The sequence below is a fragment of the Gordonia sp. UBA7599 genome (assembly GCA_002477755.1).
Lineage (GTDB): Bacteria > Actinomycetota > Actinomycetes > Mycobacteriales > Mycobacteriaceae > Gordonia.
Genome location: DLKD01000062.1, coordinates 39423 through 52270, shown reverse-complemented (window position 1 = coordinate 52270; position 12848 = coordinate 39423). Strand labels below are relative to the sequence as shown.

The 12848-nt window shown below is 67.0% G+C and carries 13 protein-coding genes and 1 tRNA gene; 8 read left to right on the top strand and 6 right to left on the bottom strand.

Annotation, left to right across the window (positions count from 1 at the left end):
- The first annotated feature begins 63 nt into the window (after positions 1 to 63).
- The 3 genes from B4L26_RS07845 to B4L26_RS07835 all read left to right on the top strand — a co-directional run bounded on the left by B4L26_RS07845 (position 64) and on the right by B4L26_RS07835 (position 2893).
- Positions 64 to 137, top strand: a tRNA-Pro gene (locus B4L26_RS07845).
- Positions 138 to 215: 78 nt separating this feature from the next.
- The gene (locus B4L26_RS07840) at positions 216 to 1724 is read left to right on the top strand and encodes a M28 family peptidase (protein WP_290717722.1); all 1509 of its coding nucleotides are present in this window, start codon (positions 216 to 218) and stop codon (positions 1722 to 1724) included.
- Entirely contained in the window at positions 1721 to 2893 is a 1173-nt protein-coding gene (locus tag B4L26_RS07835) for a lipase family protein (RefSeq protein WP_290717720.1), read from the top strand. Before B4L26_RS07840 ends, B4L26_RS07835 begins: the two co-directional genes overlap by 4 nt.
- 6 nt (positions 2894 to 2899) lie before the next feature.
- Here the strand turns inward: B4L26_RS07835 and B4L26_RS07830 are convergent, their stop codons facing one another.
- Together B4L26_RS07830 and B4L26_RS07825 are read right to left on the bottom strand one after the other, a co-directional pair.
- On the bottom strand, positions 2900 to 3883 hold the full coding sequence (locus B4L26_RS07830) for a metallophosphoesterase (protein ID WP_290717718.1): 984 nt from the start codon (positions 3881 to 3883) through the stop codon (positions 2900 to 2902).
- Positions 3884 to 4002: 119 nt separating this feature from the next.
- Positions 4003 to 6456 carry a penicillin-binding protein gene (locus B4L26_RS07825; protein WP_409563549.1) on the bottom strand — a complete coding sequence of 818 codons (2454 nt, stop codon included), beginning with the start codon at positions 6454 to 6456 and terminating at the stop codon, positions 4003 to 4005.
- A gap of 328 nt (positions 6457 to 6784) precedes the next feature.
- Between B4L26_RS07825 and B4L26_RS07820 the strand changes: the two genes are divergently transcribed.
- Entirely contained in the window at positions 6785 to 7102 is a 318-nt protein-coding gene (locus B4L26_RS07820; protein WP_290717716.1) for a WhiB family transcriptional regulator, read from the top strand.
- Between the two features lie 75 nt (positions 7103 to 7177).
- Here the strand turns inward: B4L26_RS07820 and B4L26_RS07815 are convergent, their stop codons facing one another.
- A complete protein-coding gene (locus tag B4L26_RS07815) occupies positions 7178 to 8296 on the bottom strand; it encodes an ArsA family ATPase (RefSeq protein WP_290717715.1) in 1119 nt (372 codons plus the stop codon).
- Positions 8296 to 9336, bottom strand: a complete 1041-nt coding sequence (locus tag B4L26_RS07810) for an ArsA family ATPase (protein WP_290717713.1) — start codon at positions 9334 to 9336, stop codon at positions 8296 to 8298. The genes B4L26_RS07815 and B4L26_RS07810 overlap by 1 nt, the downstream gene beginning before the upstream one ends.
- Before the next feature lie 46 nt (positions 9337 to 9382).
- On the opposite strand from B4L26_RS07810, the gene B4L26_RS07805 reads away from it, so the two are divergent.
- From B4L26_RS07805 to B4L26_RS07795, 3 genes are read left to right on the top strand one after another with little or no spacing between them, the layout of a single operon-like run.
- Complete coding sequence (locus tag B4L26_RS07805; RefSeq protein WP_290717711.1) at positions 9383 to 9562, top strand: DUF4177 domain-containing protein; 180 nt, start codon at positions 9383 to 9385, stop codon at positions 9560 to 9562.
- Positions 9563 to 9565: 3 nt separating this feature from the next.
- Positions 9566 to 10048, top strand: a complete 483-nt coding sequence (locus B4L26_RS07800) for a RidA family protein (RefSeq protein WP_290717709.1) — start codon at positions 9566 to 9568, stop codon at positions 10046 to 10048.
- Positions 10045 to 10902: an MBL fold metallo-hydrolase gene (locus B4L26_RS07795; protein WP_290717707.1), complete on the top strand. Its 858-nt coding sequence runs from the start codon at positions 10045 to 10047 to the stop codon at positions 10900 to 10902. The genes B4L26_RS07800 and B4L26_RS07795 overlap by 4 nt, the downstream gene beginning before the upstream one ends.
- Before the next feature lie 28 nt (positions 10903 to 10930).
- Here the strand turns inward: B4L26_RS07795 and B4L26_RS07790 are convergent, their stop codons facing one another.
- Positions 10931 to 11605, bottom strand: coding sequence for a Crp/Fnr family transcriptional regulator (locus tag B4L26_RS07790; RefSeq protein WP_290717705.1), 675 nt, complete (start codon positions 11603 to 11605; stop codon positions 10931 to 10933).
- A 125-nt stretch (positions 11606 to 11730) separates the two neighbouring features.
- Positions 11731 to 11925, bottom strand: a complete 195-nt coding sequence (locus B4L26_RS07785) for a hypothetical protein (protein ID WP_290717703.1) — start codon at positions 11923 to 11925, stop codon at positions 11731 to 11733.
- 158 nt (positions 11926 to 12083) lie between these two features.
- On the opposite strand from B4L26_RS07785, the gene nth reads away from it, so the two are divergent.
- Entirely contained in the window at positions 12084 to 12830 is a 747-nt protein-coding gene (nth, locus tag B4L26_RS07780; protein ID WP_290717701.1) for an endonuclease III, read from the top strand.
- Positions 12831 to 12848: the final 18 nt, after the last annotated feature.

Sequence of the window (12848 nt, the reverse complement as noted above, 5' to 3'; positions counted from 1 at the left end):
TGGCGGTCGGAAACCCGATTTCATCCCTGCGATCCGACGCGGTAAGCTGATCCAGGTTTGACACGGGGTATGGCGCAGCTTGGTAGCGCGCTTCGTTCGGGACGAAGAGGTCGTGGGTTCGAATCCCGCTACCCCGACGCAAGGTTGAGATTGCAGAAGAGGCCCTGACCAGGGAAATCTGGTCGGGGCCTCCTCGTTTATCGGAAGGTCGCGCGGTGAGCAGATCGGGCCGTCGGAGAGTCGTCGGTGTCGGATTCACGCTGGCCGCCGCGATGGTGGCGTGCCTGGCGCAGCCGGGGATGAGCGCTGCCGCCGTCGACCCGCTGTCCGGGCAATCAATCCACTCCACAACCGCAGACCTGGTCGGTATCGCACCGCGTCGGACCGGGTCGGTCGGCGGGAAGGCTGCCGCCGACTACGTGCAGAAGCGGTTCACCGGCGCCGGCCTGGACCGGGTCTACGTCGAAGAGGTCACCTCCTACGACTGGCAGGCGTCGAACGCAGGGCTCTCTGTCGGCGACAAACGGATCGACGCCTTTCCCGTCTCGCACTCGTTCATCCCGGCCGACGGGCGTGCCGGAGTCCGCTCCACCGGGTCGGACGGTCGAAGCGCGCCGGTCGTCGACATCGGCTCGGGCAAGGTCGGCGACCACGACGTGCGCGGCAAGATCGTCCTGTTCGACCTGGCCTTCTATCTCCCGACGGCTGGCCTGCTGCCGCTGGCCGAATACATCCACGACCCCGACGACACGCGTTTCAACCCGGGCGTCATGCTCACCGCAAACCCGTACCTGACGTCCCTGGAGTCGACGGTGCGCGCGGCACAGGCCGCCGGGGCAGTCGGGTTCGTCGGCGTGCTCCGCGACTACTTCAACTCGAATCGCTATCACAACGAGTACTACCGAAAACTCGCCATGACGATCCCCGGAATGTGGGTGACCAAGGCCGACGGCGCCCGGATGCGGGCGCTGTTGCCCGCAAGCGGCAATCGCGCGCGAATCGATCTGACGGTGCGGCGCAACGCCGTCGTCGGGCGCACCGTCGTCGGGATCCTCGACGGTAAGAGCCGCGACACTGTGATGGTCCAGTCCCATCACGACTCGGTCGGCCCGGGTGCGGTCGAGGACGCGACGGGAACCTCCGAGGTGATCGCGCTGGCCAATCACTACGGTCGGCAGGTGAAGCGGCCTGGCGGTCATCGGCGTGACAAGACGCTGATGTTCATCACTTTCGACACCCATTTCACCGGGTACCAGGCGCACCAGGCATTCGTCGACAAGTACATCACCCGCCGCGCCACGCCCTACAACATCGTCGCCAATGCGACCATCGAGCATGTGGGCAAGTTCGCGCGCAAGACCGACTTCGGTCGGCTGGTCACCACGAGGCTGCCGGAGCCGAAGGGTGTGTTCGAAAACCTCAACCTCGGTCTGAAGGTTGCGACTGCGCAAGCCCTTGCGCGCAACAATGTCCGGGCTGCCACGATGCTCAATGCGACGCCCTTCCAGTTGACCGAAACGGGTATTCCGACCGACGCGTCGTTCGTATTGCTTGCGGGAGTGCCGATCGTCAGCCTGATTGCCGGGCCGATGTACATGTACGACGACGCCGACACGATGGACAAGGTCGACCGGGGTCAGCTCCGTCCGGTCGCACTGTTCTTCCGCGACGTGGTGGACGCCATCGATACGACGCCAGGCAGCCGCATCGGACTGCTGCCATGATGAGGCGCCTCGTCGGGCTGGTGGCGGCGACGGCGCTCGCCGTCGCCGGTGCTGGCGTCGTCGGCGCCGGAACGGGCACCGCATCGGCGGAACCGGCGGTACTCACCCCGGTGAGCAACCCCGTTGTCGCATTGACGGCGGCCGGCCAGGCGTTCACGGTGCGCTACCGCTCGACCTCGGTCGTCGGGAAACCGGTCATGCTGACGGGTTCGCTCCTGTTGCCGAAGGGACCGGTCCCCAAGGGCGGCTGGCCGCTGGCCGTGTGGAACCACATGACCACCGGCGGGGCCGACGCATGCGCCCCGTCGCGCGCAACGAAAGCCAGCCCGTCGCTGGCCTACATGACGTCGGGCGATCGCATCGCGACGGACCTGCTCGGCAAGGGGTTCGCGGTAGTGCGGCCCGACTACGAGGGGATCGGAAGTCCCGGCCCGCACCCGTACCTCATCGGGAAGTCGCTGGCGCGCGCGGTGATCGACGCGGCGCGCGCGGTGGCCGCTGCCGAGCCTCGGGTCGGCCGCCGAGTGGTCGTCTCCGGTCACTCCGAGGGGGCCGTCGCGTCGCTGTTCGCGGCCGCTGCGCCGCGCGCCGAATGGGGTGCGCTTCAGCTGAAAGCAGTCGCCGCGGTCACCCCGCCGACCCGTCTGGGCGACATCGTGCACGTCGTCGCGCGGGTGCCGGTGCGCGCCGGATCGCCGACTGGCGAGCTCGTCGCGCTGGCGGCACTGCTGATCTCCGGTGCCTCAACCGTCGATCCCGCGTTCGCCGACCTGGTCACCTACGGAGGCGGCCTGAGCCCCGCCGCGACGGCACTGATGCCACTGGTCGAGAAGGTGTGCTACCGAGAACTGGCCGGCCCTCGCGCATTCGGCGCGCTGGCACCTGCTGACCTTCTGGGGGCCCGTGGTGCGCGGGCGCAGCAGCACCTCGCGACGATCGTCGACCACAACGACGTCGTGCACCTGAGACTGCCGACGAGTCTTCCGATCCGGATCGATTCGGGTGCCGTGGACATCGTGGCCCCGGCGCCGTTCATCAACGACCTCGTTGAGACCTACCGTGCACGGGGTAGTCGTGTTGACGTGGCCGTGCACCCGGGCGGGCACTCGCAGGTGCCGCGCGACCCGGTGACCGCCGCTGAGGTGGCCGACTGGCTTTCCCGCTGGTAACAGGTGTCAGGAATGGTCCTCGACCAGTGAGGGCAGCGACTCGACGTCGAACTCTGCGTCGCCGTGTGACACCGGTGTCAGCGTCAGCAGGGTGGCCTCGGGTCGGCAGGCGAACCGTGCCGGCGCATACGGCGAGGTGCCCAGGCCCGCACTGACGTGCAGCTTCATGTGGTTGCCCCAAACCGACGGCCCCTTCACGCGGGAGCGGTCGAGTTCGCAGTTGGTCACGATCGCGCCGAAGAATGGCAGGCAGAGCTGGCCGCCGTGGGTGTGCCCGGCCATCACAAGGTCGTAACCGTCGTCGGCGAAGCGGTCCAGAACACGCGGCTCAGGGGAGTGGGTCAGACCCAGGCGCAGTTGTGCGAGCGGATTGGGCCGACCGGCGATCGTGTCATAGCGATCACGGTCCAGATGCGGGTCGTCGACGCCCGAGGCCACGATCCGGGTGCCCGCCACCTCGATCTCGTGCGTGCGGTGGGTCGCGTCGAGCCAGCCGCGCTCGATGAATGCCGCGCGGAGGTCCCGCCAGGGCAGGGGTTCGCCGTGCTGGCGCTCGTGGTCGGTGTCGAAGTACTTCAGCGGGTTCTTCGGCGTCGGACCGAAGTAGTCGTTGGAGCCGAAGACGAACAGCCCCGGGTGCGCGAGCAGGCCGTCGAGGGACTGGATCACCGCTGGCAGGGCCTTCGGGTGGGCGAGGTTGTCGCCGGTATTGACCACCAGGTCCGGCTCGAGCGCGGCGAGCTCGGAGACCCAGGCCTGCTTGAGATACTGGTTGGGCATCATGTGCAGGTCGCTGATGTGCAGGACGCGAAGTGGCGTCGAGCCTGGCTCAAGCACCGGCATCGTGACGTGGCGCAGGGCAAAAGCGTTGCGCTCGATCACCGTCGCATAGAACAACCCGGCGGCTCCCGCCCCGACGGTCGCCGCGATTGCGCGACCGGCGGGGGTGGCTACCAGGGAACTCAGGCGGCCGAAACTGCGATCAGACATGCGGTCAAGGATACGCCGCGCGGCGCCCATCGCACGATCGGCGGGAATTCACGACGGCGGTCGAGTGCCCGCGACGAAGGACGGGCGGGCGTATCGAGACCCAGGAGTGTGTCGAGAACTCAGCCGGGGATCTGAATGATGACGGGGCCGACGCCGGGGACCTCGACCGTGGTCTCGGTCGGTCCGGAACTGCCGCTGCGCCGCCCGTCGCTCACATAGATCGTGATCGTGCTGCCCGGCATCGCCGAGTCCGACGGCGCGGTGAACACCACCGACCCCTGGGGGCGCGAACTCGCCGCAGACAGCTGCGTCACTTTGAACCCGGCGCGCTGCAGGCGTGCAGTCGCCTCACTGGCCTGCAGACCTGTCACGTTCGGGACGCGTCCGCGCGGGGTGCCGCCGACGTACTCCGGTGGGTTGGGAGGGAGGAACGTCGGCCCGAAGTTCCCGGCGACCGGGCCGATCGCGGCGAACCAGGTCCGTGCCGGCTCGCTCCCGCCGTAGAGGTTGCCGTAACCGCACTGGCGCAGCGGACCCGAGCAGAGTTCCGACGGCAGCGGGCCGTCGTTGTACGCGTAGACCGCGGCGGCCAGGTTGTTGGTGTATCCGAGGAAGGCCGACGAGCGGTGCGCCTCGGTGGTTCCGGTCTTGCTCGACAGGGGCAGGCTCCAACCCGCTCCACGGGCCGCTGCGGCGGCGGTACCGGCACCGACATCGTCCTTGCTCAGCAGATGGGCCATCGCGTTGGCCAGACCGCGGTCGACGACCTGCTCGCACTTGGGCACCGCGACCGGGACCGGGGCCTGAGCGGGCTTCCCGTCGGGGCCGATGATGACGTTGCCGTAGCGGTCGCGCTTGATCTTCGTGATCGACGCGATGGGATTGGGCGGGCACCACACGCCGCCCGAGGCGAGGGTGGCGGCGACGTTGGACAGTTCGAGCCCGTTCACCGGGAACGGGCCGAGGGTGAACGAGCCGAGGTTGCCCTCCTTGACGTACGTCGCGATCGACTTGTCGCCGAATCCGGAGGAACCGGGGATTGTGTAGCTGCGCAGACCGAGGCGCACGGCCATGTCGACGGTGGGCTTCACGCCGGTGCGCTGCAGCAGCTTCACGAACGCGGTGTTCGGCGACTGCGCGAGCGCATTGGTCAGCGACATCATCGCCGGGTACTTGCCGTCGTTCTTCACGCAGTAGTACATCGGTGGGCAACCGTTGACCCCACCGCTGTTACCCATGCCGGTGACCTGCAGCGTGGCCGGCACCGGGATCATCGCGTTGGTGCCCAGCCCCTTCTCAAGCGCGGCCGCCGTGGTGAAAACCTTGAACACCGAGCCGGCACCGTCGCCGATGAGGGAGAACGGCTGCGGTTGGACGGTCTCGCCGGCTTTGAGGCGCAAGCCGTAATTGCGCGACGACCCCATCGCGACGATCGCGTGCGAGTTGCGCCCGGGACGGATCACGCTGGACACCTGGGCGACGCCGTCGGCTTGCGGGGCCGCGTAAGCCTGTAGCGCAGCGACGGTGGATCGCTGGACTTCGGGGTCGAGAGTGGTGCGGATGATGTAGCCGCCGCGCAGCACGGTGTTGCGGGACAAGCCGTTCTCGGCGAGGAACTTCAACGCGTAGTCGCACAGGAATCCTGCGCTCTTGGCGGAGATGCAGCCCTGCTGGGCGATTCGGGGTTGCGGCAGGGTCCCCAGGGGAAGCTTCTTGGCGGCTTCCAACTCGTCGCGACGATCGGGGAAGTTGGCGATCATCTGGTCGAGAACGAGGTTGCGCCGCTCCGTCGCACCCTCGGGATTGGTGTACGGGTTCAGAGCCGAGCTCGACTGCACCATGCCGGCGAGCATGGCCGCCTGCTCGACTCGGAGCTTGCTGGCCGGGACACCGAAGTAGGTCAGCGAGGCTGCCTCGACACCGAAGGCGTTGTTACCGAACGGGACGGTGTTGAGGTAGCGCGTGATGATCTGCTTCTTGGCCTCTTGCTTGGCCTCTGCCGGGCCCAGGCCCTGTTCGCGCTTGGCCTGATCGGCCAGCGTCTGCTCCAGGGTCAACGCCATGCGGACCTCGCGCAGCTTGCGCGCAGGGGTGGTCTCGGTGGCGGCCTGCTTCTCGGCCTCGGTCCGCGACAGCACGAACAGCTGGTAGTTCTTGATGTACTGCTGGTCCAGCGTCGATGCACCCTGTTGGACCTCGCCCGACGACGAGTTCTTCAAGGCTGCGCGAATGGTGCCCTTCCAGTCGACGCCGTCGTGATCGAAGAAGCGCCGATCCTCGATCGACACGATGGCGCGCACCATGTCCGGTGCGATGTCGTTGAACCCGACTTGGTAGCGGTACTGGTCGTAGAGCAGTGCGATCGGCCGTCCGGTCACGTCGGTCATCGTCGTGACCTCTGGGACGGTTCCGTTCAACAACTCCGACGAGACGTTCTCCACCGCTGCCGCCGCGCGGTTCGACGCGACGCCGAGCCCGCTGGCGACGGGGAACAGCAAACCGGCGACGAGAAGGCCGGCGACGAACATCGCACCGACGAGCTTGCCGAGACTGCTCTTGTTCTCCGCTGTCATCGAGGCAGTGGTTTTGAGAGGCACACGTCACAGGATACGGGGTGGCGCCTGAGAAGTCCGAAGCTGCGTCCCGGCGGGCGCGTACGGAACTGTGAGAAGCGACCGTGACCGTTTCGTGACTATCGTTTGCGGCCTCTTTAAGGTCGCGACCAGCAGTGCTTGCTGCTGGTTAGCACGAATGTCCCATTTTTTCCGACCAGGTCTTGCTTTCTCAGCTGCCGCATACATAGATTTGACGGCGGGTGTGACCTACACAACAGTCTGTGCCAGCAGTGGCATAGCCAACGCGGTAGGTGAATTGGTCTTCGAGGTAGACAGGGATTTGGTAATGACGCCAACGACACTGACCACAGGGGAATCCGAAGCGCGACAGGCATGGGTTGCGCAGGCCAAGTGTCGAGGTGAAGACCCGGACCAATTGTTCGTCCGCGGGGCGGCTCAGCGAAAAGCCGCGACGATCTGTAGGCACTGCCCGGTCCAGCTCGAATGCGGCGCCGATGCCCTCGACAACCGTGTGGAGTTCGGTGTGTGGGGCGGTATGACCGAGCGCCAGCGCCGCGCCCTCCTGCGCCAGCACCCCGAGGTCACCTCCTGGGCCTCCTTCTTCGAAGCCCAGCGGCGCCGCCATCGCGCCGACGTCGGCTAGTACCGCGCGCGACATGCATTAAGGCGGTCGATCATTACCTCCACGAGGTAACGATCGACCGCCTTGATGTGACTGTCAGCCGCGGACGACGATCTGCTCGGCCACCACGCGCAGCGCCTTCGCGTCGGCGACCTCGAACGGCAGCGCCGGCACACCGACGAGCGGAACGTTCGGGTGCACCGTCGTGAACCGACCCAGCAAGTCCAGCTCCCGCCGCGCCGTACCCGCACGCAGTGCGTGCATCTCCAGGACGCCCTTCGTCAGCTCATCGTCGACCTTGTCCACGGTGGTCAGTGCCGTCGCCTCAGAGATCGACGTCAGATTCGGATGCGTGCGATTGACGATGAGTCCGGCAAGTGGCATCTGCTCGGTCGACAGGCGGTCGACGAAGAACGTCGCCTCGCGCAGCGCGTCGGGCTCCGGCGCGGCGACGACGGCGAACTGCGTGCCCGGCTGGTTCAGCAGCGAATAGGTGCGCTCGGCGCGCTCCTGGAATCCACCGAACATCGAATCCAGTGACTGGACGAACGTCGCCACGTCGCGCAGTGTGTCACCGCCGACGATGGTGGAGACGCCCTTCATCGCCAAGCCCACCGCGCCGGTGACGACGCGGCCGACACCGCGGCCGCCGCCGATCAGCACCTTGCTCAGGCGCCCGGAGAGGAACGAGCTGAGGCGCTTGGGCGCGTCGAGGAAGTCCAACGCATTGCGCGACGGCGGGGTGTCCACGACGATGAGGTCCCAGCGGTCCTCCTCGAGGAGCTTGCCCAGCTTCTCCATTGCCATGTACTCCTGCGTCCCGGAGAACGACGAGGCCACGGTCTGGTAGAAGGCGTTCGCCATGATCGCCTCGGCGCGCTCGGGGGTGGAGTGCTCGATCACCATGTCGTCGAAGGTCCGGCGCATGTCGAGCATCATCGCGTCGAGCGTTCCGGCGTCGGTGATCGCGTTGCCGTCGGCGTCGAAAAGTGGCACCGGCTGCGGCTCGTTGGTCAACGAGTTCACTCCGAGCGACTGTGCCAGCCGTTTGGCCGGGTCGATTGTCAAGACGGCGACGGTCCGGCCGTGCTCGGCCGCGTAGAGGGCCATGGCGGCTGCGGTTGTCGTCTTGCCGACGCCACCGGCGCCGCAACAAATGATGACCTTGGTCTTCGGGGAGAGGATGATCTGCCCCATCTTCAGCACGGCGGTCATCAGACGCCTTCCTTCCGCAGTACCTGCGCCAGTTCGTACATGAAAGCCTTGTCGCGCCCTTCGAGGTTGGGCAGTTCCAGCGTCGCCACCGGCGTGCCCTGCTTGGTCTCGACGGTGTCGAGCTGGCCGGACGCGACCTGCTGGGCCTGGTAGCGGACTGCGTGCTCGATGGTCTCGGTCAGCAAACCGGTCAGCTCTTCCTGGTCGAGATCGAGCCCGGCGCCGGCCAGATTCGACTTGATCCGGGCGCCATCGATGTTGCCCTCGGCGATCGCGTCGATGTCCTCGTCGGGCAGCAGTGCCGGCACGACGCGGTTGACGAAGATGACTCCGACGCGCAGGTCCTTGGAGAGCAACTCCTCGACGGCCTCGATGGTCTCCTGGATGGGCATCGCCTCCAGCAGCGTCACCAGGTGGACGGCTGTGTCGGCGGAGCGCAGCAACTGGGTGACGCCGTCGCTCTGGTTGCGGATCGGGCCGGTCTTGGTCAGGTCGGCCATCGCCTGGGTGACGTCGAGGAAGTTCCCGATGCGCCCGGTCGGCGGCGAGTCGACGACGATCGCGTCGTAGACGCGCGAGCCGTCCTTGTTCACCGCGATGACGCGTTCCTTGATCTTGCCGGTGAGGATGACGTCGCGCAGACCGGGGGCAACCGTCGTCACGAAGTCGATGGCGCCGATGCGCTTCATCGCCCGGCCGGCGAAGCCGAGGTTGTAGAACATGTCGAGGTACTCGAGCAGGGCGTATTCGATATCGATCGCGAGCCCGTAGACCTCGCCGCCCTCGACGGTGGCGATCAGGTCGTCGGTCGGGGGCAGGGGCGGACGGTCGAAGAGCTGCGCGATCCCCTGGCGGCCCTCGCACTCGACGAGGAGGACGCGCTTGCCCTCCTGAGCCAGTGCCAGAGCCAGGGCGCCCGCGACGGTCGTTTTGCCCGTCCCGCCCTTCCCGGAGATGAAGTGGAGCCGAGCCCGTTTTGCGGAAGTCGGCCAGGAGTCGGGCGATGCGACGCTCTCGTCACTATTGGATTTGGTGACCACGAGGTAAAGACTAGCCAGGTCGTGTCGGACGGATACGCTGGACTCCATGACAGAGTCCACATCAGCTTCCCGCACCGCGTGGGAATACGTCACCGTGCCGCTTCTGACCCACGCCACCAAGCAGATCCTCGACCAGTGGGGAGCCGACGGGTGGGAGCTCGTCAGCGTGCTGCCCGGCCCTACCGGCGAGCAGCACGTCGCCTACCTCAAGCGGGCGAAGGGCTAAGCGGTGGCTGCGCAAGGAGCCTGGTCGGCGCGCCTGGCGGAGCTGGGCCTGAGCCTCCCGCCGGTCGTCGCACCGCTGGCCGCCTACCAACCGGCGGTACGGACGGGCAACCTCGTCTACACCGCCGGGCAACTGCCTATCGTCGACGGTGAGTTGGCGCTGCGGGGCAAGGTCTCCGAAGGTGCCGAGGGCATCGTGACGCCGGAGCAGGCGAAGGCGGCAGCGCGCACGGCCGCCCTCAATGCGATTGCCGCGATCGACGACCTTGTCGGAATCGACTCGATCGTCCGCGTCGTCAAGGTCGTCGGATTCGTGGCGTCTGCCAACGGGTTCTCCGGGCAGCCGGCCGTCGTCAATGGTGCGTCGGAACTCCTCGGCGAGGTGTTCGGTGACGCCGGTAAGCATGCGCGCTCGGCGGTGGGGGTGAGCGAACTGCCACTCGGCGCACCGGTGGAGGTCGAGCTGATCGTCGAGGTCTCGCCGTGAGCGGCACCGATTCCGACGGTGTGGCGCCAGCACGGCCGCTGAGCCATCCCGCCTACGGTGAACTGCGGGAGGTGACACCGTTCGCGTCGGTGATCCTCTGTGAGAACCCGGGGATCATGGAGCTCGACGGCACCAACACGTGGATTCTGCGCGCCCCCGGCCACCCGGACTGTGTGGTCGTCGACCCGGGGCCGCGCAAGCACAAGAAGCACGTCAAGAAGGTCGTGGCAGCGGGCGGCCACGTCGTGCTGACGCTGATCACCCACCGTCACCACGACCACATAGGGGCCATCGGCGCGCTGCACAAGCGCACCGGTGCCCCGGTCCGGGCCAAGCGGCCCTCGCTGTGTCGCGGCGCCCGGCCACTCGTAGACCGCGAGGTCATCAAAGCCGCCGGTTTGCGCATCACCGTCCTGGACACGCCCGGTCACACCGGCGATTCGACGAGCTTCCTCGTCGAGTGCGACGGCAAGCGCGCGATGATCACCGGCGACACGATCCTGGGCTCGGGCACCACGGTGCTCGACCCGCGCGACGGTGGGCTGCGCGACTACCTCAATTCGCTGAACCGGCTCATCGTCGAGGGCAGTGGCCCGATGGAATCGGCGACGGCGCTGTTGCCCGGCCACGGTCCCGACCATCCCGACCTGGTGCCGGTGGCCCGCTACTACAAGCAGCACCGCGAGGAGCGGATCGACCAGATCCGGGCCGTGCTCGACGAGATGGGGGTGTCACCCCGCGACGCGAAGCCGATGAAGATCGTGCGGCGCGTCTACTCCGACGTCGACAAGACGCTGTGGCCGGCCGCACGGATGTCGGTCAAGGCGCAGCTGGAGTACTTGCGCTCAGAATGAGCGCACCGATGGACGTCGGATAGTCGGGTCAGCGGGCCCGGCGCGCGAGGCGCTCGGAGTCGGCGATCAGCACGCTCTTGCCCTCGAGGCGCAGCCAGCCGCGCTGGGCGAAATCGGCCAGCGCCTTGTTCACGGTCTCGCGCGAGGCACCGACCAGCTGAGCGATCTCCTCCTGGGTGAGGTCGTGGGTCACGCGCAGCGAACCGTTCTCCTGCGTACCGAAGCGCTGTGCCAGCTGCAGCAGCTGCTTGGCCACGCGCCCGGGGACGTCGGTGAAGATCAGATCCGCGAGGTTGTTGTTGGTGCGGCGCAGGCGGCGGGCCAACACGCGCAGGAGCTGCTCGGCGATGTCGGGGCGGTCCTGGATCCAGCCCTTGAGCGCGTCGCGGTCCATCGACACCGCGCGGACTTCGGTCACCGTCGTCGCCGACGAGGTGCGCGGTCCGGGGTCGAAGATCGAGAGCTCACCGAACATGTCCGACGGACCCATGATCGTCAGAAGGTTCTCGCGGCCGTCGGGGGAGCGTCGGCCGAGCTTCACTTTGCCCGACTGGATGATGTAGAGACGGTCGCCCGGCTCGCCCTCGTTGAAGATCACGTGCCCGCGCGGGAACTCGACCGGCTGAAGCTGCTGGGACAGCGCCGCCACAGCGCTGGGCTCGACGCCCTGGAAAATGCCTGCCCGTGCCAGAACCTCGTCCACGGTGAACCTCTCTTATCGCGTCACAACCTGGGGACGGGCCATTCAGCCCACCCGCTCAACAAATCACAAGGCTACTGGAAAGAAGGCCGGAATTGTTGGATGGGTCACGTTTGACCCGATGGGTTTCAGCTGGCTCGACGAGCGCTGTCGGCGGTGTCGGGGAAGGTCGTCGGCAGGACCGCGACCTCGGCCACCTCGACGATCTCGGCGTCGGTGACGCGGACTCCGGTCAACAGTGAATCCACCTGGTCCGGGCTCACTGCGCCCGATCCCCTCGTTACCAGTTTCTCCAGCCGCTCCATGCCAAGGGCGACCAGCATGAGAAGCAGAGGATAGAGAATCGCCGCCAGTCCCTGCATGTCGAACAGTTAACAACATTGCGGCGCCCCCGGCCACGGAACCGACGTGTCTTCACACCATCGTTACAACCGCCGTTGCCGATCGCGGCGGGTGCGCGGCGCAAAGCTACTCTGGGTTGGTGAGCACGGGAGGCAAGCAGCCGACGCACCTGTCCCTGGTGCGCCGTGCCCGCCGGATCAACCGGGAGCTGACCGTCGCTTTCCCCCACGTGTACTGCGAGCTGGACTTCACCACGCCGCTGGAGTTGTCGGTCGCGACAATCCTTTCCGCGCAGTGCACCGACGTGCGAGTGAACCAGACGACCCCGGCGCTGTTCGCCCGGTATCGCAGCGCGGCCGACTACGCCGGCGCGAACCGCGTCGAACTCGAGGAACTCATCCGGCCGACCGGGTTCTACCGCAACAAGGCGAATTCGATCATCGGCCTCGGCCAGGCGTTAGTGGAGCGTTTCGACGGCGAGGTCCCGGGCACGCTGGAGGAGCTCGTCACGCTTCCCGGATTCGGCCGCAAGACGGCAAACGTGGTGTTGGGCAACGCATTCGGTGTTCCGGGCCTCACCGTCGACACTCATTTCGGCCGACTCGTGCGCCGCTGGGGGCTGACCGAGGAGACCGATCCGGTGAAGGTCGAAAAAGTCATCGGTGGTCTTATCGAGCGCCGCGACTGGACCGACTACTCCCACCGCGTCATCTTCCACGGCCGCCGTGTCTGCCACGCTCGCAAACCGGCGTGCGGCGTGTGCTTCATCGCCCGCGACTGCCCGTCCTATGGCGAGGGCCCGGTGGAGAAGGAAGCCGCCGCCAAGCTGGTGAAGGGGCCCGAGACCGATCATCTGCTCGCCCTCGTCGGGATGAGTGCCTCGTGAGTGGGTGCCTCGTGACCA

Coding starts and splice junctions, on each gene's coding strand:
- B4L26_RS07830 (WP_290717718.1), bottom strand. CDS start 3,883: ATGTCTGATCGCAGTTTCGGCCGCCTGAGTTCCCTGGTAGCCACCCCC.
- B4L26_RS07785 (WP_290717703.1), bottom strand. CDS start 11,925: ATGCTGGTCGCCCTTGGCATGGAGCGGCTGGAGAAACTGGTAACGAGG.
- B4L26_RS07835 (WP_290717720.1), top strand. CDS start 1,721: ATGATGAGGCGCCTCGTCGGGCTGGTGGCGGCGACGGCGCTCGCCGTC.
- B4L26_RS07825 (WP_409563549.1), bottom strand. CDS start 6,456: ATGACAGCGGAGAACAAGAGCAGTCTCGGCAAGCTCGTCGGTGCGATG.
- B4L26_RS07820 (WP_290717716.1), top strand. CDS start 6,785: ATGACGCCAACGACACTGACCACAGGGGAATCCGAAGCGCGACAGGCA.
- B4L26_RS07805 (WP_290717711.1), top strand. CDS start 9,383: ATGACAGAGTCCACATCAGCTTCCCGCACCGCGTGGGAATACGTCACC.
- B4L26_RS07815 (WP_290717715.1), bottom strand. CDS start 8,296: ATGACCGCCGTGCTGAAGATGGGGCAGATCATCCTCTCCCCGAAGACC.